The following is a 24947-nucleotide window of genomic DNA, read 5'->3' on the forward strand; positions in this document are numbered from 1 at the left end:
AGTGTAAACGTTATCTCTAAAAACGTCACCATAGAAAGCATGACGATTAACGAAGACCTTCAAAAGTTATTAGACATTTTGCCCCAAGACCTGCGACAAGTCCTGGAGAGTCATCCGCAACGAGATAGTTTAGTTGAAGTGGTCTTGGATCTAGGTCGTTCCCCAGAGGCTCGCTTTCCTAATCAAGCTGAGTATCTGAGCGAAACACCCGTCACTCAAGCCCAAATCGATGATTGCATTCAGCGAATTGGAACCTTTAGCGGAGATAATCGAGCCGGAATTGAGCTAACTTTGCATCGCATCAGCGCTATCCGTAACCGTAGTGGTAGAATTATTGGCTTGACCTGTCGTGTAGGTCGGGCAGTGTTCGGCACTATTGGCATGATCCGCGATTTAGTAGAAACTGGTAAATCAATTCTCATGCTGGGACGGCCAGGTGTGGGTAAAACTACTGCTTTAAGAGAAATTGCCCGTGTTTTAGCAGATGATTTCCATAAGCGGGTAGTCATCATTGACACCTCCAACGAAATCGCTGGGGATGGTGATGTACCTCATCCGGCTATTGGTCGCGCCAGAAGGATGCAAGTTGCACAACCTGAATTACAGCATCAGGTAATGATTGAGGCTGTGGAAAACCATATGCCAGAAGTCATCGTGATTGATGAAATTGGTACGGAATTAGAAGCTTTAGCGGCGCGTACCATTGCTGAACGGGGTGTGCAATTGGTTGGTACTGCCCACGGGAACCAAATTGAAAACCTGATTAAAAACCCCACGTTGTCTGATTTAGTTGGGGGTATTCAGGCTGTGACTTTAGGGGACGACGAAGCTAGAAGGCGGGGTAGTCAAAAGACGGTTTTGGAACGCAAAGCCCCCCCAACTTTTGAAATTGCTGTGGAAATGTTGGAACGGCAACGCTGGGTAGTACACGAAAGTGTGGCGGATACGGTAGATACTTTGCTCAGAGGTCGTCAGCCTAGTCCACAAACTAGAACTGTGGATGAGCAAGGGAAGGTGGCTGTTACACGGCAGTTATCAGTGGTTAATGGTCGAGGTGGGCAAGTTTCCCCCAGAGCGGAATCGTTTCCACCAGCGCGACCGACTAATGGCTGGCGTTCATCAGGACAAATGGTAGCATTGCCACCTTTGTCTTTAGAACGGGAGCGCACGACTGGACGTAGTGAGTTTGATCGCTTGCTGGATGAATCCTTCAACTATCCAGAAAGTATTGAGGTCAAGACGAGTAGACACGCAGGGCCAAATGGCGAAGATTTGCCATTACACATTTATCCTTATGGTGTGAGTCGCCATCAATTGGAACAGGTGATTGGTGTACTAACTTTGCCAGTGGTCTTGACAAAAGACATTGATACTGCTGATGCAATTTTAGCATTGCGATCGCACGTCAAAAACCACGCCAAGTTACGGCAAATGGCTAAAGTTCGTCATGTGCCAATTCATATCATTAAGTCCAGTACAATTCCACAGATTACCCGTGGTTTGCGGCGGCTATTGAACATTGAAGATCCGGAAATGACCGATGACCGGGAACTGCAATTGTTTCTGCACGGTGGCTCAGATGATGAAATGGATGCTCTGGAAGAAGCCAGACTAGCTGTAGAGCAGATTGTAATTCCCAAAGGTCAGCCAGTGGAGTTATTACCCCGTTCTTCCAAAGTCCGCAAAATGCAGCATGAGTTGGTAGAACACTATCGACTCAAGTCTGATAGTTTTGGCGAGGAACCAAATCGCCGTTTGCGGATTTATCCAGCGTAAAAGAGGCGGAGGGGCAGGGGGGAGGGTGCAGGGGAGAAGAGGAAAGGTTGTTAAGTAACCGGAAGTTTAAAGTAATTTCTCACTCCCCCTTGCTCCCGTACCCTTTGGGAAGCTTCGCTAACGGCTACGCTCACGGCAAGCCGGCTCCCTGCGCCCCTGCTTCTTCAACTGGACTAACTTTGGCTCGATACAGTAGCTTGTCGCCTTGTAGATAGCCTGTGTAACGTACTTTCACTGTTTCACCGGGTTGGGCTGTTCCTGCTATTAATTGGTGCATTTGGGGATTATATGGTACTTCTGCTCCCACTTGTGCGATCGCTTGTATTTCCCACTCCTGTAATAATCTTTCTAAGGGCTTCTGCACCAAAGGCACAATTTTAATAGCAGCTAACTGGGGATTTTCCTGAGCTTTCTGGGCTGCTGTCGGCCATTGTAATAATAAAGATTCCAGCAATTGTAAACTCGACTGCTGGAATTCTTGTTTTAATATTTCTCGCTGTTGTGCTAGTTGCAGTTGCGATCGCTGGTACTCTATTTTTAAATCCGCAATCTCTTTTTCGCTAGGGAGTGGGGAATGGGGAGTAGGGAGTGCTGAAAAAGTTTCGAGTAATTCACTCAATGAAATCTGGAAAACTTGGCATAACTTCAGCAGCACATCCACCCGCATCTGTTCTAGTTTGCCTTGTCGCAGTCGCAAAATTTGCCGTTCTGAGACACCAGCATCTCGACTCAACGCTTTAAAACTAGAAATATTTACACGTTGCATCAAATTTTGCAACTTCTGGGAGTCATTAGCCATTAGTCATTAGGGGTAGGGTGGGTTAGACGGCTAAAAAACTTTACAAAACACTAAAAATGTATTTTCGTCGTAACCCACCTTTACAGCTATAAATGTTTGCACAACAAGAAAAATGTATTTCCGTCGTAACTCACCGAAACATCCTATTCTTCCAGTAAACTTCTCAACATCCAAGCGGTTTTTTCGTGGACTTGCATCCGTTGAGTTAATAAATCGGCGGTGGGTTCGTCGTTGACTTCTTCCAATAGAGGAAAAATAGAACGTGCAGTTCTGACTACGGCTTCTTGTCCTTCCACCAGCAAGCCAATCATTTCTTTTGCTTTGGGAACTCCTGGAGTTTCTGGAATTGAACTCAGTTTGACATATTCGCTGTAGGTTCCTGGCGCAGGGTGTCCCAATGCTCTGATTCTTTCGGCTATCAAATCAACGGCTAAAGCTAATTCTGTATACTGAGTCTCAAACATTAAATGCAAAGTTTGGAACATCGGCCCTGTAACGTTCCAATGAAAGTTATGAGTTTTGAGATACAGTGTATAGGTGTCAGCCAATAGGCGAGATAGCCCTTCGGCAATTTTAGCCCTACTTGCGTCATCAATACCGATATTTACATTTTTGGCTGTTGCTTGAGGTGACATATTTTTCTCCTAATTGGTTATATGTTTGAGAAATTTAACATCTAACATCTATTAACTCATGCTAAGTGCATCTTGAGGACGCTACGTGGCGCTTTTCGGACTCTGGCGATAATTGTTTCTTTGCCTAAGCGCTGACAAGCTTCATAACGGTGACAACCAGAAAAGCCATAATACTCTCCTTCCACTTCTAGAACATCAATGGGTTCTTGCTGACCAATAGCTGCAATGGATTCCATTAAGGCTTGAACTTTATTGGGATCGTTTGCACGGGGTAAAGGCCGCTTAATTTGATTTAAGGAAATTTCTTGAACTCTCATGATCAAAAGTTTACTTAACTCGTTTGTTTTGTATCCTTTCTTAAATCATAGTCGTTATGACTTTAGTTTGCAAGGTACATTTGGTTAGAAGTTGATGAATAGGGAATTGAGATGCGATCGCTTTCACAAAAATTAACTTGACAATTTCCATAAAGCATAGGCGTGTTAAATTTAGACTTACGTTAACTAAAAATAGAAAATTTTATACTAATGTTCAACATTTCTGGTAACTAAGATTCTATGAAAACAGAAAAATTTGTGGCTATTGATTTATTTGCTGGTGCTGGAGGCTTTAGTTTAGGTTTTGAGATGGCAGGTTTTTCTATACCTCTATCTGTGGAAATTGATGCTTGGGCTTGTGACACGCTGCGTTATAACCACCCAGAAATGACAGTGATTCAAAATGATATTCGTGAATTTAATACTTTAAGTAGTGTTAAAAAAATCTGTCTCTACAAGCCCGATGTTATTATTGGTGGTCCACCATGTCAAGGTTTTAGTATTGCTGGACCAGCACAAAAAGATCCAAATGATCCAAGAAATACTTTATTCATTAACTTTGCTCAGTGGATCGATTTTATTCAACCAAAAGCATTTGTGATGGAGAATGTTAAAGGTTTGCTATCACGTAAAAACAGTGAAAGTATAAAAGTCATAGATATTCTCAAAAGAACTTTTGAGGAAATGGGATATTGCATAGAAATATGGTTACTTAATTCTGCTGAATATGGCGTACCTCAAATTAGAGAGCGTGTCTTTATTGTCGGAAACAAACTAGGTAAAAAATTAGGTATTCCGCCAAAAACGCACTCTCTAAATTTATTAACTAGTAATAGTTATCAATTATCATTTGGAGACATAGATTTAATTCCTGCAATTAAATTATGGGATGCTATTTCAGATTTACCTCCACTTAATGCGCGAGAAGGACAAGAGGAGCAACCCTTGATATTAGACTCTCAAAATCACTATCAGCACTGGATCAGAAATTGTAGTAAAATTATCTATAATCATGTAGCAATGGAACATTCACAGAGGTTGGTAGAACGTTTTAAACAAATCAAATGGGGACAATCTAGTTCAGATGTACCAAAAGAATATGGTGCTAAACTCCGTAGTGGAAATGGTGAATTATCAAATAAAACTTACGACCAAAATAACAGGCGTTTAAATCCTCATAAACCAGCTCACACCATAGCAGCTTCTTTTTATGCAAATTTTATCCATCCTTTCCAGCACCGTAATTTAACCGCTCGTGAAGGTGCACGTATTCAATCTTTCCCTGATACTTATCGTTTTTTAGGGAAAAAAACCGTTGTATCTCATAAATTATTACAAAGAGAAAATAGATTAAATGAGAAGTTTCTTTGTCAATACAATCAAATAGGTAATGCTGTACCACCTCTTCTTGCTAAAGCAATTGCAGTTCATCTTAAAGAGAAATTAGAACTATGTCCGTAACTGAGAGAAACCCTTTAGTTCACGGTTCAAATTTGGAACAAAAGGAGAATCATCGTAAAAAATATAGAGATGCTGAAAGTAAAAAATATCTCCAAGAAATTAGAGTTCAATATAATATATGGCATTTAGCTAATGTTCAATTAGTCGGACCTACATCAATACCTACTGATAATGATGCTGAAACTATTAACAAGCGAGTAGAACTTTTCTCAACATATAAGGATTTTTTAGATCAACAACATTTTGCTGAGAAGTTTGACTCTCGCTCAAATCTTCACTCCAGTGTATTGGAAGAATTTCTTTATTATTTATTTCGAGATTTAGCAAAAGATTTCGGAAAAAATGCTCTTATTGGAAAATCTCATACTTTCAAAGATATTTTCTTTGTTCCTCCAAAATATGCTGAGATGCTTAAACGCCCCTATGCGCGTATTGAAAAGAAAGACCATGATTTTGTGATTGGTGCAACTATTGAAGCATCGTTTGAAGCAGTTACACCACCGGAAGAAGAAGAAAATCCTGGGGAAACGATTACAATTATGAAAGAAGAACCAGAAAACTACTCAGAAGTTACAATCACAGGTAATACGGAAACTCATATTTTTGATATTCCAGTTATTGTTATTGAATGTAAAACATATCTGGATAAAACTATGCTGGAAGGTTCATCACGAGCAGCAGAGGACTTAAAAGCAAGAAATCCAAATAGTTTATATATTGTACTAATGGAGTGGATCAAGTTAACCAGTGATGTCAATCTTCGGAAGTACAAAGTTGATCAGATTTATGTACTACGTCAGCAAAAAAACACTGACCGAGAATTTAGATATGAAGACACTTATGTTAAAAATGCAATTAATCCAACTGTTGTTCAGCATTTATTTCATAAAGTGCGAAAGCATTTAATAATGGATTGGACTGGAGGAATTGAATATGGGATAAAGCGCGGTTGGTTAATTGAAGAATAGTTATATGTTTGATAAATTGCTGCAATATTATAAATAATACAATGTATAAATAATACAATGTTAATAGTTACAAACTACTCACAACCTCTTCATTATGAACCAATCCAACAATACGGGAATACTGGAAAAGTTTGTCAATACAGTAATGGGGTTGAAACCTGGTAAAGAACAGCTTCCCAATGCATCAGTAGCTACTACACAAGAACTCGATATCAACGCAGTTTTAGTTTATAAACTAGGAACTATCCTGCAAATAGGAGTGATGATTCTTGTGTTGATGGGAATGGAAAAATTGATCATGTTCATTGATAACAATTCTTCCTTTCCTAGTTGGTTTAGCACTGTATTGACTGCATTATTTTTTGCGGTGTTAAGTATCCGTTCCCGAATTTTTTCCCTTTTAGATAATACCCGTTCTCGCACAACTTATGACCAGGTAATTAGGCCAAGATGGTCTCCTCCACCTTTAGCATTTCCCATAGTTTGGATGATAATTGCAGTGTTACGGGTAATTTCTTCTGTATTAGTTTGGCAAGAAATGAATCACCAATTTTTAGTATTACCTTTAATTCTGTTTGTGGTACATCTGGCTTTAGGCGATACTTGGAATACGATTTATAGTGTAGAACGGAGATTAGGTGCTGCTGTTCCTGTAGTAATTTTAGGCCCTTGGTTATCTGCTCTGGTGGTGACAGCAGTGTATTGGCAAACAGTTCCTTTAGCGGGAATGATTTTATCTGTTTCCTGTGTCTGGATAACTGTAGCTGCTGCATTGGTATTTAGAATTTGGCAATTAAATGGCGCTGAACCATTGTATCCTTTAAAGCTGACACCTGGGGAAAACTAAATAATTAAAATTCACAATCAAAAACGGTAGAGAAAATACATCCTCTACCGCTTGTCATCAGCATATATGAAGTATATAATATTGAATCTATTGATTGTTCCGTAAAGTCGAATTATTCTTGAGTAGGTTTGATGAGGAGGATAATATTATATTGGTTGTCTGCATTAATTTTTTCCTAATAAACTTCATCATGACTACCAATATCTACAAATACAGCACCTCCATCATCAGTGAAGTAAAATATCACCCTTGCATCATAATCTATGCTAAAACTCCAGGAATTTTGCAAATTTCCTGATAATTTGTGAGTTTTTAAAATTGGTTCAAAAGGATCTGCTGTAAACTGCTCTAACTTTTGCCAAAACCGTGCTTCTAAATCTACGTTACCTTTAATACGTTTTTTAAATGCACGTTAAAATGCAGAACTAAAACTTACGACTATCATCACTCTTCTATCAGTTGTTTCAGTTCATCAATATTTGCAGAAAATCGAAGTTCACCATTTTCTTCTTGCTTCGCTGCTTGCAAATTTTGAGAAATTTCCTCCCGACCTTCCTCCCTTAAATATTGCTGCAATAACAATTGAATATGTAACTTTTCTTCAGTTGAAAAACATTTTATCGCTTCAACTACATCACTAAACATCATAACTGTCAATACCTATGATTACTATACTTAACATTTTATCCTAGACTAAAACCCCTCTTCCTCCTCTGGTGCGCCTGGTGCGTGACACAAAAAAAACGGTAGAGAACCAAAATTCCCCACCGCTTATTTAAACTTTACAAATTTTAACTAAGACTCAACGCCTTGGGGTAATAACTCCCGTGTTTGTTGAGAACTAACTTGGACAATGCCATTTTCATCAACATCGACTAAGGCTGTATCGCCATCCTTGATGCGACCAGACAGAATCTCTTCTGCTAGACTGTCCTCTAACAAGCGCATAATCGCGCGACGTAACGGCCTTGCACCGTAACTGGGACTGTAACCTTCCTCAATCAGGCGATCTTTAAAGCGATCGGTAACTTCTAAGACGATACCCTTCTCAGTTAGACGACCAAATACTTCCTTGAGCATGATTTCGGCAATTTCTGTCACCTCTGGCTTACTCAACTGACGGAAGACGATAATCTCATCTAGACGGTTGAGGAACTCTGGACGGAAGTATTGCTTCAGTTCTTCGTTCACCAAAGAGCGAATGCGGTTGTATTGAGTTTCGGTAGCATCATCGGCGAATTCAAAGCCGATACCGCCGCCGCCTTTCTCAATGACCTTAGAACCAATGTTGGAAGTCAAGATCAGCAAGGTGTTCTTGAAGTCTACCGTGCGACCTTTGGCATCGGTTAACCGACCATCTTCCAAAATTTGCAACAGCATATTGAAGACATCGGGGTGGGCTTTTTCGATTTCGTCGAATAGCACCACTGTATAAGGTCGCCGTCTGACAGCTTCAGTTAATTGACCGCCTTCGTTATATCCAACATAACCAGGAGGCGAACCAATCAGCTTACTAACTGTATGGCGTTCCATATATTCCGACATATCCAGGCGGATCATTGCTTCTTCGGAACCAAAGAAGTAAGAAGCCAAGGACTTGGCTAACTCGGTTTTACCTACACCAGTTGGACCGGAGAAGACAAAACTCGCGATGGGTCGATTAGGATTCTTCAAACCGACACGAGCTCGGCGAATGGCTCTTGACACTGCTTTCACCGCATCTTCTTGACCGATTAAGCGCTGATGCAAGGTGTCTTCCATGTGCAGCAACTTCTCGGATTCCGATTCGGTGAGTTTGTTCACCGGTACGCCTGTCCAGGAAGCGACGATGTGAGCAATGTCCTCTTCGCCAACTACAGGTTCGTCACCTTCAGTCCCGGTGGCGCTGGTTTTACTTTGAGCGATCGCCCGGATTTCACCTTTGATTTCCATTTCGCGATCGCGCAGTTCGCCGGCTTTGTCAAAGTCTTGTCCGCGAACAGCGTCGTCTTTTTCTTTTAAGATTTGACGTAGTTCTTTGTCTAACTCTTTGGCTGCTGGGGGCAATTGGGAGTTCATCAAACGTACCCTAGAACCAGCTTCATCGATTAAATCGATGGCTTTGTCTGGAAGGTAGCGATCGCTGATGTAACGGTCTGATAATTTAGCCGCCGCAACAAGAGCTTCATCGGAGATTTTCAACTTGTGGTGTTGCTCGTAGCGTTCGCGCAACCCGTGCAAGATTTCAATAGTTTCATCAACTGACGGTTCACCTACCATTACTGGCTGGAAGCGTCGCTCTAAGGCTGCATCTCGCTCGATGTGCTTGCGGTACTCATCTAGGGTTGTGGCTCCAATACACTGCAATTCGCCTCTAGCCAAAGCTGGCTTGAGGATGTTTGCTGCATCAATGGCTCCTTCCGCCGCACCTGCACCAATTAGGGTGTGTACCTCGTCAATCACCAGAATGACGTTACCCGCAGAACGGATTTCATCCATGATTTTCTTGAGGCGTTCTTCAAATTCACCCCGGTACTTGGTTCCTGCTACTAGCAAGCCAATATCTAGAGTGACTACGCGCTTATCTTCCAGGATATCGGGGATATCTTTGTTGGCAATTCGCGATGCTAAACCTTCAGCGATCGCTGTTTTACCAACCCCTGGTTCACCAATCAATACTGGATTATTTTTAGTCCGGCGACCCAGAATTTGGATCACTCGTTCAATTTCTTTGGCGCGTCCTACAACTGGGTCTAGCTTGTTGTCTACGGCCATTTGGGTCAGGTTCGAGCCAAATTCATCCAAGGTTGGAGTTTTGGTGCGTCCCGATGGACCAGTGGCTGAAACCTCTGCTGTTTCTCCCAGCATTCGGATAACTTGGGTTCGTACTTTCGATAAATCTACCCCTAGATTTTCTAGCACCCTGGCTGCCACACCTTCCCCTTCCCGGATCAGGCCCAACAGCAGATGCTCGGTGCCAATGTAGTTATGCCCTAATTGGCGCGCTTCTTCCAAGGATAGTTCTAAAACACGCTTTGCCCGTGGCGTAAACGGAATTTCCACAGCCACAAAGCCCGAACCCCGGCCTATGATTTTTTCTACCTCAATGCGGGCATCTTTAAGATTGACACCCATTGATTTCAACACTTTGGCTGCAACTCCCGTTCCTTCCCCAATCAGACCCAAGAGGATCTGTTCGGTTCCGACGAAGTTGTGACCTAAGCGGCGGGCCTCTTCTTGGGCCAGCATGATTACCTTAATGGCTTTTTCTGTGAAGCGTTCAAACATACATTTTTCCCATCACCTGCGTCGTGCCGGTATGCTGATTTTAGCACAGGCTCGGCTTTTGGATGCCTGTATAAAGATTATAGGCGACCAAAAAGTTTCGCCGGAGATGATGGCGTAATTGTTAGTTCTTTATTACTTTTTCTGTGGTTGCTATACTGAGGGGCTTGAGTCTACCAGTGTTTCTGGGCTTAACTCCTATGCAACAGGCCACAATGATTGAGGATCTGTTCAACCATTTACAAACATTCACTTGTATCATATTCATCATCATTTAGTCAAGAATATCGCCGACATATATATTCTTCTTAACTAAAATTATTTATTGATTAAATATTTTAATGAATATTTTCCCCGGAAACCTGAATTTTTTCTCGTTAATGTGATCCTGATCGCGGTTTGCTGATTTTCCGCGACAAATTACCAATGACTCAAAGCATCTGCCAATCAGACTGGCGCAAGCGATCGCTCACGGTAATATACCAATTGTCCAAAGTTTCTGTAAACTGCGGATATTGTAAATCTGACAGCCATAGCACCAAAGCATCTTCGCCGTTATCTTGGTAGTAACCTTTGCGCCGCCCCGCTATTTTAAAGCCAAATTTTTGATATAAGCATATAGCCGCTGCATTAGAAGCTCGAACTTCGAGGGTAGATCGCTCTAAGCCGCGATCGCAAGCAGCCTTCAACAAAGAATATAGTAAAACCTGTCCCAAACCTTGGCGGTGATATTGGGGATGAATCGCCAAAATTGTAATGTGTGCTTCGTCTAAAATTGCCCAAAAACAGCCCAGACCTAGGAGTTTGGACGGAGCAAGGGGGAAAAACAAACCCAATAATTCACTGTTAGGACTGTCTAACTCTCTTTGATAGCCTTCCATAGTCCACAAACCGCCGAAACAGGCTTGATCTAATTCCAGAATTGCACTCAGATCGTCTGAAGTCAGTGTTTTAAGCTTTAATTCTAATGAAGTCACGTTTATGGGGAGTGGGGAATGGGTAGGGGCGGGTTGAAGCAGTGAGTCTGTGGTATGTCGAAATTTTTAATAAACCCGCCCGGACACCGAATGGGGAATGGGGAATGGGTAGGGGCGGGTTTACTAATATCCTCGTTGATATTGAATGATATCTATGAACCCGCCCCTACTTTTGACTTTTGACTTTTGGCATATCTTCTGTTGTCGCGATATTTTCGGTAAACTGAGGATCGGGACACTTTATTACGCCACGCCCAAAACACTTTGAACTTTGAGCAAGGAAAATTTATAAAAACTATGGTATCGACTCACCCCACAGAGGTTCAATATACTGGTAGTCAGTATTTACCTCAAAGGCGCAGCCAAAACGCAAATGTTTCGCCCAATCAAGAACTTTTGCCTTTGACCGCCAAAGTTAATAGTCAAGACATCCTGGAAATTGGTGGGTGTGATGTCACAACCCTAGTGGAGCAGTTTGGTTCGCCTTTGTACATTTTAGATGAAGAAACGCTGCGTTTAGCTTGTCAGCAATATCGGGATACATTTAAGCAATATTACCAGGGGGAATCTCAGGTATTATACGCCTCAAAAGCCTGGAATTGTTTAGCTGTTTGCGCGATCGCAGCCTCTGAAGGTTTGGGAATAGATATAGTTTCAGGCGGCGAACTCTACACAGCCCTGAATGCTGGTGTTAGTCCTGACAAACTCTACCTCCACGGTAATAATAAATCTCGTGAAGAACTCGTTTTAGCCATCGACTCTGGTTCCACTATTGTGGCGGATAACTGGCAAGAATTGCGGACTTTGGTGGAGATGGCAGCAGCAGCACCGAGTACATCTGCCCCCATTCGCATCATGTTGCGGTTAACACCAGGGATTGAATGCCATACTCACGAATATATTCGTACTGGACATTTAGATAGTAAATTTGGTTTTGACCCCAATGATTTGGATGAAGTATTTACCTTTGTTAGTCAACAACCTTCCTTGAACTGCGTAGGGTTACACGCTCACATTGGTTCCCAAATTTTTGAACGTCAACCCCATCGCGATTTAGCGGCTGTGATGGTGCAGTGGTTAGAGAAAGCCGCAAATTACGGTTTAAACGTCACAGAATTAAATGTTGGCGGTGGTTTAGGAATTAGATACACCGAATCTGATGATCCCCCCAGTATTGAAGAATGGGTGAAGGCAATTTGTGAAGTCGTTCAATCAGCTTGTACAGCCGCAAATCTGCCTTTGCCAAAACTGCTGTGTGAACCAGGGCGATCGCTTATTGCCACAGCCTGCATCACGGCCTATACTATTGGATCATCGAAAGTCGTACCCGAAATTCGTACCTACATCTCCGTTGATGGCGGTATGTCTGATAATCCTCGACCTATTACTTATCAATCAGTTTATCGTGCAGTCGTTGCCAACAAGGTATCTGCTCCACTCACCCAAACAGTGACAATTGCGGGTAAGCATTGTGAATCAGGGGATATTCTGATTAAAAATGCCCAACTGCCAAAAACTGAACCTGGGGATATTCTGGTCATTATGGGAACTGGTGCGTACAATTACAGTATGGCATCTAACTATAATCGCTTACCCCGGCCAGCAGCCGTTGTAGTAGCCAATGGCGAAGCCAATTTAATATTGCGCCGCGAAAGTTATCAGGACTTGATTCGACAAGATTGTTTACCAGACAGACTAAACGCGCAGAAGTAACCAGTTGAAATCAGTTAACAGTTAACAGGCGTATGTAAGGAATTGAAACCCGCCACCAAAGCTTTTCACTAATTGGTGTGGTCTTTCACTAGTTATAAAACTGATAACTGATAACTGTTAACTGATAACCGATAACTGTTAATGCCTCAAGCGTCAACCTTTGGGGCATGAAAATGACAGCGAAATGACAGAACATTGAGGGAGAACAAAGAGTAATCCAGATGTCATGAGAGATTCGTGGAAGCAATGGCTGACAAACCTAGGATGGTCGCAGTCCTTGCTGCTTGGGACTCTGGATATCTTGTTAGTGTTAGCGCTGACTTATATGATACTAGTTATTATTAGTGAGCGCCGAACACTTTGGATGGTGCGGGGTTTTATTATCTTAATGCTAGCGTCAGCAATTAGCGGCAGAATGGGTCTACCACTGCTAAATTTTGTTCTAGAAAAGTTGGTGATTGGCTGCGCTGTGGCGATGGCAGTTGCTCTCCAATCAGAGTTTCGCAGATTTTTGGAACAAGTGGGACGTGGTGAATTCCAACAGTTATTTAAGCCATCCAGTTTAACAATCCCTAAGTCTGATAGTGTGATTGATGAAATTGTGGATGCGGTTAAAGAACTTTCCAAAAACCGCATAGGAGCTTTGCTGATTTTGGAAACAACTGGTCCGATTCACGAGCGAGATTTTTCTGTACCTGGAGTCAAGCTGAATGCTGATGTTTCTAAGGAACTTATCCAAACAATTTTTCAACCAAAAACTTTACTGCACGATGGGGCAACCTTGATCCGTGGCTCGCGGATTGTTTCATCAGGTATAATTTTACCACTTTCGGGACGCACAGCCTCGCGCCAGTTGGGAACACGCCATCGGGCGGCGATGGGAATTACTGAGCGAGTCGAAAATTGTATCTGTGTCGTTGTATCAGAAGAAACGGGTTCTATTTCCTTAGCGGAACGAGGAAATCTCAATCGACCACTGACCATTAGGACACTCAAAGAGTCTTTAGAGGTTCGATTATCTCCTACTGTAGACCGGGAAGCTGTGGCTCCTAGTCTGTTAGGTTTGGGTTCTCAGGTGAGTCGTAAGGCAATAGGATTAGTTTCACGTGTACTCGGATTACCATCGACCGCTTCTCGAAATAAAAAATGACAGCACAACAAACTCAATTGCAAAATTTACCCTCTGACTTAAAACGAGAACTACTGCCAAAACACGTCGCAGTGATTATGGATGGCAATGGTCGATGGGCTAAACGTCAAGGTCTACCCAGAATTATGGGACATAAGCGCGGAGTGGATGCTCTCAAGGATCTGCTGCGCTGTTGCAAAGATTGGGGTATTCAGGCACTCACGGCTTATGCTTTTTCTACTGAAAACTGGAAAAGACCCCAGGAAGAGGTAGATTTTTTAATGACTTTGTTTCAAAGGGTTCTCCGCCAAGAACTGCGGGAAATGGTTGAGGAGAATGTGCAGATTCAGTTTGTGGGCAATTTGGAGGCTCTGCCGCGATCGCTACAAGCAGAAATCTCGCGTTCAATGGCAGAAACAAGCCATAATCGTGCGATTCGCTTTACGGTCGCTACTAATTATGGCGGACGGCAGGAAATTTTACAAGCTTGCCGAGCGATCGCTCAAAAAGTCCAGCAAGGTATCATTCAACCTGATGAAATTGATGAGCAGTTATTTGAGCGTCACCTGTACACAGCCGGAATTACTGACCCCGACTTATTAATCCGTACCAGTGGCGAAATGCGGCTTTCCAATTTCCTCCTCTGGCAAATGGCTTATGGGGAAATTTATATTACTGATGCTCTCTGGCCAGATTTTGACCGGACTGAGTTTTACCGCGCCTTGTGCGCCTATCAAAAACGAGAGCGTAGATTTGGCAAAGTCTAGAACAAGAGGTTGAAAACGAATTGAAAGCTTTTTGGACTTATCCATTCCCCCTCTCCTTGGTAAGGAGAGGGACAAGTTTTGCACCGCAAAACCAGGGTGAGGTTCCTGCTGCTTTAAATTTACTGAGACAAAAAGCCAGTAATTATCAACGGTAAGAGAATTAAAGCCGACACAATTAAAACAAGTGTTGCCGGATCTATTTTAATATGATTTTTCTGTGGATCTCGCATTTGCTACCATCTCCAACAAGTTAAATATATATATCCAGCCTATAAGATATTTGCTCAATATTCCCAGTGTCTCTAGATTGAGAACTTAAATTATTTGGCTGATTATCTTCCTGACACTGGCACTAATCCTGACTTTGAACAGCATTAATAGTTTGCAATAACTGATTAGCTGTGTAAGGTTTGGCTAAAAAGGCTTTGACACCAGCATCACGAGCCGCATTAACTTTATTAGTAGTCGCCAGTCCACTCACAGCAATAATTTTTACCTTGGGGTTAATCTTTTGCAATGTCCTAATAGTTGTCATCCCATCCATAGACGGCATCACCATATCAGTTAAAACAAGAGATATTTTATCTTGATTTTCTACATATAAAGCTAGAGCCTCAATCCCATCACAGGCAGTGATAGCTTGGTAATTATGGCTTTCTAAAGATGTTTTAGTAATATCTCGAATAGTAGGTTCATCATCTACAACTAATATTAATTCTCCATTCCCTTGAGGCAAAGTCTGTTCTACTGCTTCTATAGTTGCTGTTATCTCTTGTGCTGGTAAATAAACCTGGAATTTACTGCCGTTTCCTGGTTTGCTGTCTACCTTGATAAAACCATTATGGCTTTTAATAATCCCCATGACTGTAGAAAGACCCAGCCCAGTCCCTTTCCCGGTTTCTTTAGTTGTAAAAAATGGTTCAAATATTCGATCTAATATTTCTGCGGTGATTCCCATACCTGTATCGATGACAGTAATAATTATATAGGAACCGACTTCAGCATCAATGTTCATCTTGGCGTAATTTTCATCTATGAACAGATTTTCCGCCAATATTTTTAACTTCCCGCCATCGGGCATGGCATCACGAGCATTAACACACAAATTCATCAACACTTGATGTAGTTGTGTCGCATCACCAGAGACAGTCCAAAGATTAGAGGAAATTTGACTACTAACTTCTATTGATTTGGGAAAAGTTTCTTTAATAACTTGCTGAATTTCTATAATTAAATGTCTGATTTGTAAAAGGGTACGCTCTCCCTCTAAACCACGAGTAAATGATAATACTTGATTAACTAAACTGGCTCCACGTTTAGCATTGGATATTAAAATAGGCAACAACCTCCGCGATCGCTCATCATGCATTTGCGACTCTAACAGTTGGGCTGTCATCATAATTGGAGCGAGAACATTGTTGAGGTCGTGGGCGATACCGCTTGACAAAGTACCAATACTTTCTAATCTTTGCGCCCTGAGAAACTGAGCTTCTAATTGTTTTTTTTGTGTAATATCGGTATTGACAACTAGGATAGATTGTGTTGTATTACCGAAGTTTTGAACTAATGTCCAACGGCTTTCAACAATGATTTCTTGGCCGGATTTGGTTCTTTGATGTAATTCTCCTTCCCATGAACCATGTTCCATCAGATGCTGAAATGCTATTTGTAATAGCGGTTCATTGTTTTCATGCCAAAGCTCTTGTGTTTTCTTGCCAATGGCTTCTGCTTTTGTCCAACCGTATAGGCTTTCAGCAGCTTTGTTCCAAAATAAAACAGGGTCGTCTATATCATGCACAAAAATGGCATCGGTAGCAATATCGAGTAAAGCAGCTTGTTGGCGAATTTTCTGCTCTGTTTGTTGACGTTCCATAGCGTAACGAATGGAACGCTCTAGTAGAGGGGCGTTTAACTGGTTTTTTTCTAGATAATCTGCTGCGCCTGCTTTCATCGCTTCTAGGTCTATTTCTCTGTCTCCCTGACCAGTTAATAAAATGATCGGAGATGAGCAACCGTTAGCGATCGCTTCACGCAATAGCTCTAATCCATTGTTAATTCCTAAACGATAGTCTACCAGATAAACGTCATGATGATGATGAGCGATCGCATCTTTTCCCGCTTCATAACTAGCTATCCATGACAACTCGCAGCCAGCCACCTGAAATTCTCCAAACCATTCACGAGTCAAGATATAATCATCTTCATCATCATCCACTAATAAAACTCTGATCGGCTTGTCGTTCATTGATTCCTCGCCATGCCTTCTGTTGGCAGTTGCACTATTTCAAACCAGTATTTTCCAATACTTTTCATCATCTCAACTAAACCAACAAAAGTTACTGGCTTGGTAATGAAGGAATTTGCACCTAAATTGTAAGTATGGTATATATCTTCTTTGCCATCAGAAGTAGACAGTACGATCACGGGAATATTCCGCAGGATGGGATCTGTTTTAATATCTTGAAGGACTTCAAGACCATTCTTTGTGGGCATATTTAAGTCTAATAAAATTAACCCTGGACTAGGGGCTTGGTTTTTGTCAGCATATACACCACGATTATACAGATAATCTAGCAACTCTTCACCATTGTTCACAATATGTAGATTGATTGGTAATTGGCTTTCTGCCAATGCTGCACGAACTAATATGTGATCATCTTCGTCATCTGAAGGGGTGACAACTTAGGCTCAAACCCTTATCGAATAAGGATTATGAAAGAGTCAGCCTTGAAAAGATTAAAACAAATGGGGAACCTATTCCAACATAAAAATTAGACTTGTGGGGTTTAGTTATTGACAATAGAATCAATAAAGCCAGAAAATGATGTTTACTTTTTCAAGGCGCAAACCTTCAAAACCCTTGCTGCGTATGTAATTCCAAGGTTTTTGTCACCCCGTCAGCTTCGTCATCATCTGCCATTAATATTGTGACAGTTTTTTGGTCATCCTTCACCCTGAATTATCTCCTCTCAATTAATTTAAAAAAGCCTTAATTTGTAGGTTGGGTTGTTCGCGGTAGCGTTGCGGAGCAATCAGCATCAAACCCAACAAATGCTTTGGGTTGCGCTGTCGCTTAACCCAACCTACAAAAAATTGCTAAAGTATTGTAAATAAGAACATATTTTCACATATAGCTAGACTATTTTCTCAAAATCATCTTTTTCCGGCTTTGCGCCCTCTGTGGTCAGTGCCTTGATCTCAAACACTAAGTTGACAGAATAGTAATCATATCTATTAAGTTAGAAGATGCCATTTTGGAATATTTTAGTAATCCCTCTCTAGGAAGAATAATTATAAGTTGTAATGTATCGGTAATGTAACCATAAATTTTGCACCTTCCCCTGGTTTACTTTCTACTGTAATTATCCCATGATGTCGTTCAATAATTTTGCGGCAGATGGCTAAACCCACACCAGTACCCGGATATTCCTGACGACCATGCAAACGTTGAAAAACGTTAAAAATGCGGTCAACATATTTTTGGTCAAAACCAATTCCATCATCCTCAACAGTGATTTGGCAAGTGTCATAAACTACAGAAACTTGATCGGATTGACTCTGCAACATTTGACTGTAAACTTTAACCACAGGCGGTATTTGGGGACGGTGAAATTTTAGGGAATTACCAATAAGATTTTGCAGTAATTGGCGCATTTGTAAAGGGTCAGCTTTAATAGTGGGTAAATCACCTACCTCTACACGTCCATTGCTTTGCTGAATAGTTATTTCTAAATCAGACAATACCTCTTGGATTATTTGTGTCAAATTCACCTCCACAAAAGGCTGCGCCCTAGTAGTAACGCGTGAAAGTGTCAATAAGTCTTTAATCAACGTCTGCATCCTCATAGCAGCGTTCTGCATTCGTTCTAAATAATCGCGTCCTGGTTCGCTTAAGTCGTTCTCGCAGGTAGTTTTGAGTCGCTCGCCAAAGGTGAGAATTTTACGTAGTGGTTCTTGTAAATCATGGGAAGCAATAAAGGCAAATTGTTGTAATTCTTCATTAGAACGGGCAAGTTCTTGGCGTTGACGAGTTTCTTTTTCTAAGATTAAACTCTGATCTAGAGCGATACCTATTTGATCTGCTAGTTGTCTCAACAGTTCTATTTCCCATTTATTCCATTCACGGGGACGGTAACACTGATGAGTAATGAGTAAACCCCAAAGTTTATTTTCACGGAATATCGGAACAATTAAGTTAGCCTTAACGGCAAATTCTTGTAACCATTTCACATAGCTAGGTTGGAGTCCAGCCTGTTCTATATCAGAAATCGCACTAATTTTTCCCTGGCGATATTGGTCTATGTAACCTTTTCCTAAAGAAGGTTCGTCAATATGCTTTCCTAAGACAACACGTAAACCGGGTAATACTGCTTCTTGGCGTACTTTGTAAGCACCATCGCCACATATTCGCAAAATTAATACCCGGTCGGCCTGTAGTAGCTTTTGGACTTCTGTCACGCTGGTTTGCAGAATTGTGTCAATTTGTAACGACTGGCGAACTTTTAGGGTGATATCGGCGAATAATTGCGATGCGGAAGCCGCCGCAAGGCTTTGCAAGTTTTGGCGTTTTAATTCTGTTTGTACCTGTTCGAGTTCGCATAATGCGGCGCGTCGTTGGCTAATGTCCATCATGCCGCCAATCATCCGCACTACATAACCATCTTCATCCCACACAGCCTGACCACGAGCCAAAATCCACTTATAAGAGCCATCCTGACACCGAATTTGATGCTCGCTAATAAAGAATGGAGTTTTTTTCACGCTGTGGTTAGCAATTGCTTGTTGCACAGCATCAATCTGTTCTAGATGTATCCTAGAAAACCATTCATGAACATTATGGGAAATTTCGTGATCTTCATAACCAAGCATTTCCTTCCAGCGTTGCGAAAAAAATACTTCATTAGTTTTCAGGTTCCAGTCCCAAATGCCATCATTGGTACTCCGTACAGCTAAATACCAACGTTCTTCACTCTTTTTTAGTGCATCCTCAAATCTTTGACGCTCAATAGTTGTTGCTAAGATATTAGCTACAGATTGGATAAAATAAATATCATCTTTAGTAAAAGTACGCTCCTTGGTTGTATGTGCGCCCAATACGCCAAAAGGAGATTCTTGTCCATCAATTACCACACTGATGCCACTGATCACTTGATGCTCATTTAGTAGTGGTGGGCTGTGGAATCGCGTTTCTTGATCAAGGTTAGTCACAATTACTGGTGACTGAGAAAGTAAAGTATAACCAGCTTGGGAATTTACATCAGTGCTGACTCTTGCTTGTCCCACTAGACCAGATTGCCAACCGACTCCCGCCCGCAGTAGTAACGCGTCACCATCTGGTAACAATTCTAAAATCTTGCAATATTCCACCTTTAGCAGTTGGGCAACAAGAGTTACACAGGAATCCATCAGTATATTCAACTCTGTACCAGCTAAAGCCTGTTGACTCAGTTCGGCCACAGCCGCTTGTTGATTAGCACGAGTTTCCAGTGATATCCCGACTTCCTTTGATTGGGTAATATCGATTTCTACCCCAGTCATCCGCACAGCCAAACCAGCATCATCAGAAAAAACTGCTCCTTTGCTAGCTAACCAGCGAATGTTGCCATTCGGCAGAACTACACGAAATTCAATATCATAATCTAACCCTTCGTTAATCGCTCGCTGATCCGTTTCCCTGACAAAATCCTGGTCTTCAGGATGAATGCAATTAAAAAAAGTTTCATAATTACCATCAAAAGTGCCTTTCTCCATGCCAAAGATAGTTTCCAGGGTATCAGACCAAGTAACTTGGTTGGTCAAGAGGTTCCAGTTCCAAATACCCATCTGAGCCGCCTCCAATACCATCGCCATTTCTTGCTCTCGCAATAGCGCTGACTTGGTTTGCCGTCGTAATTCCTGTATGGCATAATTAGCTTCCAAGAGACGGTATAATCTTTGAGATAAGACTGCCCATTGAATTGGCTTGGTAATGAAATCAGTTGCACCCACAGCAAAAGCTTTTTCCACAGATGCTTGATCATAAAGAGCAGTCATGATTAACACAGATGTGTTTTCAGCACCTGCAAGTTTTTGTAATTCAGCGCAACAAGTAAATCCATCCATGACCGGCATCACGGCATCCAGCAAAACTATATCTGGGCGTAGATTAGTATAGGTAGCAAGTGCCTCTAAACCATTACTCGCTTCTGCTAACTGATATCCAGCTTGTTTGATTAGATGGCACAGCTGCATTCGGGTAAAAGCATCATCATCTACAACTAAAATCAGGGCAGAATCTTTCTTTAACATACAGTTATTGAGTGCTGAGTGCTGAGTAAATAGACCACGGGATAGGGGCGCAAGGCCTTGCGCCCCTACAGACAGCGACTTTCGCCCCTACGTACAAATGTGGTTCAAATATATGAGAACTGATGTAAACAATACAACTATGACTAAGTAAGTCGGCGTGAAAATTTCAATATATTTCATTGCGAGTGTAACCGAGTGGAACGAAGCAATCACAAGGGTTTTGGAGTTTTTCCATTCTGTTACATAGTTAGGTTTATTTGTGCCGACTTACTTATATCTTCTCAAGGTCATTGCTAACTGCTGGCAAATATACCTGAAATTTTGTCCCTTTGCCGACACAACTTGATACTTTAATAAATCCATTATATTCTTTGATAATGCCTAAAACTATCGATAATCCCAATCCAGTACCTTTACCAACTTTCTTGGTTGTGAACAATGGTTCAAATATTTTGTCTAATAATTTCTCATTGATGCCTAAACCAGTGTCAGTAATTATCAGGAGCAGATAATCACCAACTTGAGTATTGGGATACATCTGGGCATAGTTTTGATCTATAAAAATGTTGTCAGCAGATATTGACAAATTACCTCCATGAGGCATTGCGTCACGAGCATTGAGACATAAATTCATCAATATCTGATAAAATTTCGTCTTATTTCCATAAATTGGGCATAAGTTTGGTTTAATTTCTATGGAGAGGCTAATTGATTTCGGAAATATTTGTTGCATCATTTGCTGCATTTCTAAAATCAAACCTTTGATCTGAATTACTTTGGGTTTAAGTACTGCTACTTTTTCAGGAATACTACCTTCGATTTCTGGGACAACAGACAAAACTTGTTTGATTAAATTAATGCCATGTTTTGTGTTATTTTCTATGATAGATAAAATTTTCTGAGTGTCGCGATCGCTGTATTTACGTTGTAATAAATGTGCTGACATTAAAATGGGTGACAAGACATTATTTAAATCGTGGGTAATCCCACTCGCAAGTATACCAATTTTCTCTACCTGTTGAGCGCGTAAAAATTGCTTTTCCAGTTCTTGGCGCTGAGTAATATCTGTATCTGCTATCAGGATAGATTTAACTTTAAAATTTTGATCATGAAGCAAAATCCAGTGACTTTGAACTGTAATTTCTGACCCGGATTTACGCTTTCTTTGCAACTCTCCCTGCCAAGACCCATACTCTAAGACATTTCGATAAATTTCTAAATAATTTGGCAAAGCTTCGTTGTGCAGAAGTTCCATCGCATTCTTACCAATAGCTTCTGCGGCTGACCAACCATAAATGTTTTTTGCACTTTTGTTCCAAGCTAAAATATTGTGAGATAAATCTTGCACAATTACAGCATCTGTTGCGATGTCTAGGAATGCTGTTTGTTCGCAGATTTGCATTTCGGCTCGTTGACGTGCAGAGATGTTTATGGAGTTACGCCGGACTTCTAGCTGTGTAACTACGAGGCGGCTAATGGCTTGCAGCGCTTCCACCTGTTTTGTAGTAATTTGGCGTGGTATGCGATCTACTATGGATATAGTCCCAATGGCCTGACCTCCTGGTACTATCAAAGGTACGCCAGCATAAAATCTCGCATAAGGTTGTGAAGTCACTACTGCGTCTGTAGCATACTCTTCATCGGCTAAGGTGTCAGGAATAATTAAAATTTCTCTTTGTTGAACGCAACGTCTACAGAAACCAATATTCATGGGTATTTGTTGAACATCCAACCCAATTTTTGCTTTAAACCATTGACGATTTGCATCAAGCAAATTAATTAAAGCTATTGGTGTATCACAAATTTGTGCGGCTAATAATACCAGATCATCGAATACTTGTTCTGGTGCAGAATCAAGAATTTCATATTGATTGAGAGCCGCAATTCTTGCTAGTTCATGATTACACACAGAAGATTTCATGAAAATTTTCCTACTAATACTAAGTTACAACCTGCCCAGAAGTGTTAATTATGGTTTGGTCAAGTTATAACGTAGGGAAGGTATCCAGATGATGCTGAATTACTGCCCGTGTTCAGTTTTTTTGCAAGTGCCATATAATTTACAAAACATCTGCTAATTCGGACTCCAGATCAGTTAAGTCTGAACTGCACTTGATCTGGATAAAATTAGGATAAAAATTATCTCAAAGGTGTCAGCAGATAACCTTGTGATCATTATAATAGTATGCCTTAAGGAGGATGACATATCAATTGGAAAAAATAAATTTTTAGCCTGCTCTCCCCTTCTCTTGATCAGATCAGGAGTATTCTATTTCAGGTATTTTCAGGTCAATAGACGACACGGTAGGGGCGCAAAGCCTTGCGCCCTAACAACAGATGTGGTTCAAATACATGAAAACTGATGTAAATCAGCATTCCTAGTTATTTGCCGCCATCAACTCAACTGCGTCTCTTTCATCCCAATCTTGTAAATACACTTTTACTATTTCTTCTTTAGCGGTAGGTAGTTGCTTACCAATAAAATCGGGGTGAATTGGGACTTCTCGATGACCTCTATCTACTAAAACAGCCAAACGAATTACTTCGGGTCTACCATACTCAGTAACGGCATTCAATGCAGCCCGAATCGTGCGACCTTTGAAAATTACGTCATCTACCAGCACAACTGTCTTCCCGGTGAGGTCAAAAGGGATATTAGTTTTGGCAGGAGTTCTTAAGCCAATTTTATCCAGATCATCTCGATAGAATGTAATATCTAATGCTCCCACTGCCACGTTCACACCTTCAAGTGTTTCTATTTGACGTGCCAATAATTCTGCTAACAGCGCTCCTCTAGTATAAATGCCAACGAGTACCAATTGGGATAAATCACGGGACTTTTCCACAATCTGAGAGGCTAGGCGAGTTAAGGTTCGACGGAGGTCTTCTGAGGAAAGAATTTCAACTACTTTGGCAGACATAGTTTAGATGGGGGAATGAGTAGAGAGCCGATGAATCGCATCTGTACAAGGAGACGGGGCGAGAAAATGTCCCCATGCTCAATGTTTTATCTTATAAGTAGGATTAATATAGCGATCGCGATCGCTAACCACAATAAAAAACAATATCGAGTTAATAATAAGGCCGTTTCAATGGTGGTTGGAGTAATGGGATGAATCGCATCTCCTAATAGTGGTTTAGGTTTAGGTATTCCCCCATACCAGTTTGTTCCTCCCATTTGTACACCCAGAATAGCAGCATAAGCGCATTCACTCCAGCCTGAGTTAGGACTGGGATCTTTGAGTGCATCTCGGCGGCACATTTGCCAAACATATCGGGGTTTACCTGATAACAGTGCCAAGGTAATCACCGTTAAGCGGCAAGGTAGCCAAGTTAAATAGTCTTCAAACCTAGCACTAAACCATCCTAAATAAGTATAGGGTGCTTGCCGATAGCCCACCATAGAATCCAGGGTACTACTAGCTTTGTATGCTAAAGCCAGAGGAATTAAACCCACACCAGGCACACAAGCACCCACAATGGCATAAAAAAGTGGAGCCATAACACCATCAGTCGCATTTTCGGTCACAGTTTCTAACACAGCCCGCAAAATTTCTGATTCTGAGAGCTTTTGTGTATCTCGACCTACATAATTACTTAAAGTCTGACGAGCTGATTCTAAATCTCCGGCTGTTAATGGTTTTAAAACGTGATTCGCAGCTGTGCGGAGACTTTTAAAAGCGAAACAACTAGCCAGAAGAATGCTTTCTAAGACAATCCCCCACAATGGATGCAGCGCTTGGGCTGTTTGAATTATTAACCAACCTACACAGCCACTACCAAATATTAAAATTATCGCTAAAAAAATTCCCGCTATCCGTTGTGTGAGAGAATTCTGACAAACTTGAATAAAAAATTTAGTCAGGCGAGAGATTATCCACCCCATAACTTGCACGGGATGAGGCCAACCCCAAGGATCACCAATGAAATAATCTAATAGTGCAGCAACGATCAAAACTACAGATGATCTCATTTGTCTTGTGTGTGAAAGCGAATGACTAATAAC

General features: G+C 41.4%; 19 protein-coding genes. 7 read left to right on the forward strand and 12 right to left on the reverse strand.

Features of this window, described 5'->3' with window-relative positions; translation table 11 throughout:
* The first annotated feature begins 39 nt into the window (after positions 1–39).
* Complete coding sequence (locus ACM0OW_RS01760; RefSeq protein ID WP_414548302.1) at positions 40–1776, forward strand: R3H domain-containing nucleic acid-binding protein; 1737 nt, start codon at positions 40–42, stop codon at positions 1774–1776.
* A gap of 130 nt (positions 1777–1906) precedes the next feature.
* On the opposite strand, the gene grpE is transcribed toward ACM0OW_RS01760, so the two are convergent.
* From grpE to ACM0OW_RS01775, 3 genes are all read right to left on the reverse strand, one after another.
* Positions 1907–2575 carry a nucleotide exchange factor GrpE gene (gene grpE / locus ACM0OW_RS01765; RefSeq protein WP_414548303.1) on the reverse strand — a complete coding sequence of 223 codons (669 nt, stop codon included), beginning with the start codon at positions 2573–2575 and terminating at the stop codon, positions 1907–1909.
* Positions 2576–2718: 143 nt separating this feature from the next.
* Positions 2719–3210: a Dps family protein gene (locus ACM0OW_RS01770; protein WP_414548304.1), complete on the reverse strand. Its 492-nt coding sequence runs from the start codon at positions 3208–3210 to the stop codon at positions 2719–2721.
* Positions 3211–3266: 56 nt separating this feature from the next.
* Positions 3267–3530: a ParB N-terminal domain-containing protein gene (locus ACM0OW_RS01775; RefSeq protein WP_414548437.1), complete on the reverse strand. Its 264-nt coding sequence runs from the start codon at positions 3528–3530 to the stop codon at positions 3267–3269.
* Between the two features lie 237 nt (positions 3531–3767).
* Between ACM0OW_RS01775 and ACM0OW_RS01780 the strand changes: the two genes are divergently transcribed.
* The 3 genes from ACM0OW_RS01780 (at position 3768) to ACM0OW_RS01790 (ending at position 6803) form a co-directional block, all read left to right on the forward strand.
* Positions 3768–4988, forward strand: coding sequence for a DNA cytosine methyltransferase (locus tag ACM0OW_RS01780; RefSeq protein WP_414548305.1), 1221 nt, complete (start codon positions 3768–3770; stop codon positions 4986–4988).
* Complete coding sequence (locus ACM0OW_RS01785) at positions 4979–5956, forward strand: Bpu10I family restriction endonuclease (RefSeq protein ID WP_414548306.1); 978 nt, start codon at positions 4979–4981, stop codon at positions 5954–5956. The genes ACM0OW_RS01780 and ACM0OW_RS01785 overlap by 10 nt, the downstream gene beginning before the upstream one ends.
* Positions 5957–6050: 94 nt before the next feature.
* Positions 6051–6803 carry a TspO/MBR family protein gene (locus ACM0OW_RS01790; protein WP_414548307.1) on the forward strand — a complete coding sequence of 251 codons (753 nt, stop codon included), beginning with the start codon at positions 6051–6053 and terminating at the stop codon, positions 6801–6803.
* A gap of 444 nt (positions 6804–7247) precedes the next feature.
* Here ACM0OW_RS01790 and ACM0OW_RS01795 read toward each other — a convergent pair whose 3' ends face one another.
* The 3 genes from ACM0OW_RS01795 to rimI all read right to left on the reverse strand — a co-directional run bounded on the left by ACM0OW_RS01795 (position 7248) and on the right by rimI (position 11044).
* A complete protein-coding gene (locus ACM0OW_RS01795) occupies positions 7248–7451 on the reverse strand; it encodes a hypothetical protein (protein ID WP_414548308.1) in 204 nt (67 codons plus the stop codon).
* A 147-nt stretch (positions 7452–7598) separates the two neighbouring features.
* Entirely contained in the window at positions 7599–10070 is a 2472-nt protein-coding gene (locus ACM0OW_RS01800; RefSeq protein WP_414548309.1) for an ATP-dependent Clp protease ATP-binding subunit, read from the reverse strand.
* A 428-nt stretch (positions 10071–10498) separates the two neighbouring features.
* Positions 10499–11044 carry a ribosomal protein S18-alanine N-acetyltransferase gene (gene rimI, locus ACM0OW_RS01805; RefSeq protein WP_414548310.1) on the reverse strand — a complete coding sequence of 182 codons (546 nt, stop codon included), beginning with the start codon at positions 11042–11044 and terminating at the stop codon, positions 10499–10501.
* Positions 11045–11341: 297 nt separating this feature from the next.
* On the opposite strand from rimI, the gene lysA reads away from it, so the two are divergent.
* The 3 genes from lysA (at position 11342) to ACM0OW_RS01820 (ending at position 14653) form a co-directional block, all read left to right on the forward strand.
* Complete coding sequence (gene lysA, locus ACM0OW_RS01810; protein WP_414548311.1) at positions 11342–12757, forward strand: diaminopimelate decarboxylase; 1416 nt, start codon at positions 11342–11344, stop codon at positions 12755–12757.
* A gap of 226 nt (positions 12758–12983) precedes the next feature.
* A complete protein-coding gene (cdaA, locus tag ACM0OW_RS01815) occupies positions 12984–13907 on the forward strand; it encodes a diadenylate cyclase CdaA (RefSeq protein WP_414548312.1) in 924 nt (307 codons plus the stop codon).
* Positions 13904–14653, forward strand: coding sequence for an isoprenyl transferase (locus ACM0OW_RS01820; RefSeq protein ID WP_414548313.1), 750 nt, complete (start codon positions 13904–13906; stop codon positions 14651–14653). Before cdaA ends, ACM0OW_RS01820 begins: the two co-directional genes overlap by 4 nt.
* A 352-nt stretch (positions 14654–15005) precedes the next feature.
* Here ACM0OW_RS01820 and ACM0OW_RS01825 read toward each other — a convergent pair whose 3' ends face one another.
* From ACM0OW_RS01825 to cbiB, 6 genes are all read right to left on the reverse strand, one after another.
* On the reverse strand, positions 15006–16898 hold the full coding sequence (locus ACM0OW_RS01825; RefSeq protein ID WP_414548314.1) for a response regulator: 1893 nt from the start codon (positions 16896–16898) through the stop codon (positions 15006–15008).
* On the reverse strand, positions 16895–17284 hold the full coding sequence (locus ACM0OW_RS01830) for a response regulator (protein WP_414548315.1): 390 nt from the start codon (positions 17282–17284) through the stop codon (positions 16895–16897). The genes ACM0OW_RS01825 and ACM0OW_RS01830 overlap by 4 nt, the downstream gene beginning before the upstream one ends.
* A gap of 660 nt (positions 17285–17944) precedes the next feature.
* On the reverse strand, positions 17945–20941 hold the full coding sequence (locus ACM0OW_RS01835) for a PAS domain-containing protein (protein WP_414548316.1): 2997 nt from the start codon (positions 20939–20941) through the stop codon (positions 17945–17947).
* A gap of 271 nt (positions 20942–21212) precedes the next feature.
* Positions 21213–22862 carry an ATP-binding protein gene (locus ACM0OW_RS01840; RefSeq protein WP_414548317.1) on the reverse strand — a complete coding sequence of 550 codons (1650 nt, stop codon included), beginning with the start codon at positions 22860–22862 and terminating at the stop codon, positions 21213–21215.
* 457 nt (positions 22863–23319) lie between these two features.
* Positions 23320–23862: a bifunctional pyr operon transcriptional regulator/uracil phosphoribosyltransferase PyrR gene (pyrR, locus tag ACM0OW_RS01845; RefSeq protein ID WP_414548318.1), complete on the reverse strand. Its 543-nt coding sequence runs from the start codon at positions 23860–23862 to the stop codon at positions 23320–23322.
* A gap of 86 nt (positions 23863–23948) precedes the next feature.
* Entirely contained in the window at positions 23949–24914 is a 966-nt protein-coding gene (cbiB, locus tag ACM0OW_RS01850) for an adenosylcobinamide-phosphate synthase CbiB (protein WP_414548319.1), read from the reverse strand.
* Positions 24915–24947 lie beyond the last annotated feature (33 nt).

This window comes from Anabaena sp. CCY 0017 (assembly GCF_963920885.1).
Taxonomy (GTDB): Bacteria; Cyanobacteriota; Cyanobacteriia; order Cyanobacteriales; family Nostocaceae; genus Nodularia.

Coding starts and splice junctions, on each gene's coding strand:
- ACM0OW_RS01760 (WP_414548302.1), top strand. CDS start 40: ATGACGATTAACGAAGACCTTCAAAAGTTATTAGACATTTTGCCCCAA.
- grpE (WP_414548303.1), bottom strand. CDS start 2,575: ATGGCTAATGACTCCCAGAAGTTGCAAAATTTGATGCAACGTGTAAAT.
- ACM0OW_RS01770 (WP_414548304.1), bottom strand. CDS start 3,210: ATGTCACCTCAAGCAACAGCCAAAAATGTAAATATCGGTATTGATGAC.
- ACM0OW_RS01780 (WP_414548305.1), top strand. CDS start 3,768: ATGAAAACAGAAAAATTTGTGGCTATTGATTTATTTGCTGGTGCTGGA.
- ACM0OW_RS01785 (WP_414548306.1), top strand. CDS start 4,979: ATGTCCGTAACTGAGAGAAACCCTTTAGTTCACGGTTCAAATTTGGAA.
- ACM0OW_RS01790 (WP_414548307.1), top strand. CDS start 6,051: ATGAACCAATCCAACAATACGGGAATACTGGAAAAGTTTGTCAATACA.
- ACM0OW_RS01795 (WP_414548308.1), bottom strand. CDS start 7,451: ATGATGTTTAGTGATGTAGTTGAAGCGATAAAATGTTTTTCAACTGAA.
- ACM0OW_RS01800 (WP_414548309.1), bottom strand. CDS start 10,070: ATGTTTGAACGCTTCACAGAAAAAGCCATTAAGGTAATCATGCTGGCC.
- lysA (WP_414548311.1), top strand. CDS start 11,342: ATGGTATCGACTCACCCCACAGAGGTTCAATATACTGGTAGTCAGTAT.
- cdaA (WP_414548312.1), top strand. CDS start 12,984: ATGAGAGATTCGTGGAAGCAATGGCTGACAAACCTAGGATGGTCGCAG.
- ACM0OW_RS01820 (WP_414548313.1), top strand. CDS start 13,904: ATGACAGCACAACAAACTCAATTGCAAAATTTACCCTCTGACTTAAAA.
- ACM0OW_RS01825 (WP_414548314.1), bottom strand. CDS start 16,898: ATGAACGACAAGCCGATCAGAGTTTTATTAGTGGATGATGATGAAGAT.
- ACM0OW_RS01835 (WP_414548316.1), bottom strand. CDS start 20,941: ATGTTAAAGAAAGATTCTGCCCTGATTTTAGTTGTAGATGATGATGCT.
- ACM0OW_RS01840 (WP_414548317.1), bottom strand. CDS start 22,862: ATGAAATCTTCTGTGTGTAATCATGAACTAGCAAGAATTGCGGCTCTC.
- pyrR (WP_414548318.1), bottom strand. CDS start 23,862: ATGTCTGCCAAAGTAGTTGAAATTCTTTCCTCAGAAGACCTCCGTCGA.
- cbiB (WP_414548319.1), bottom strand. CDS start 24,914: ATGAGATCATCTGTAGTTTTGATCGTTGCTGCACTATTAGATTATTTC.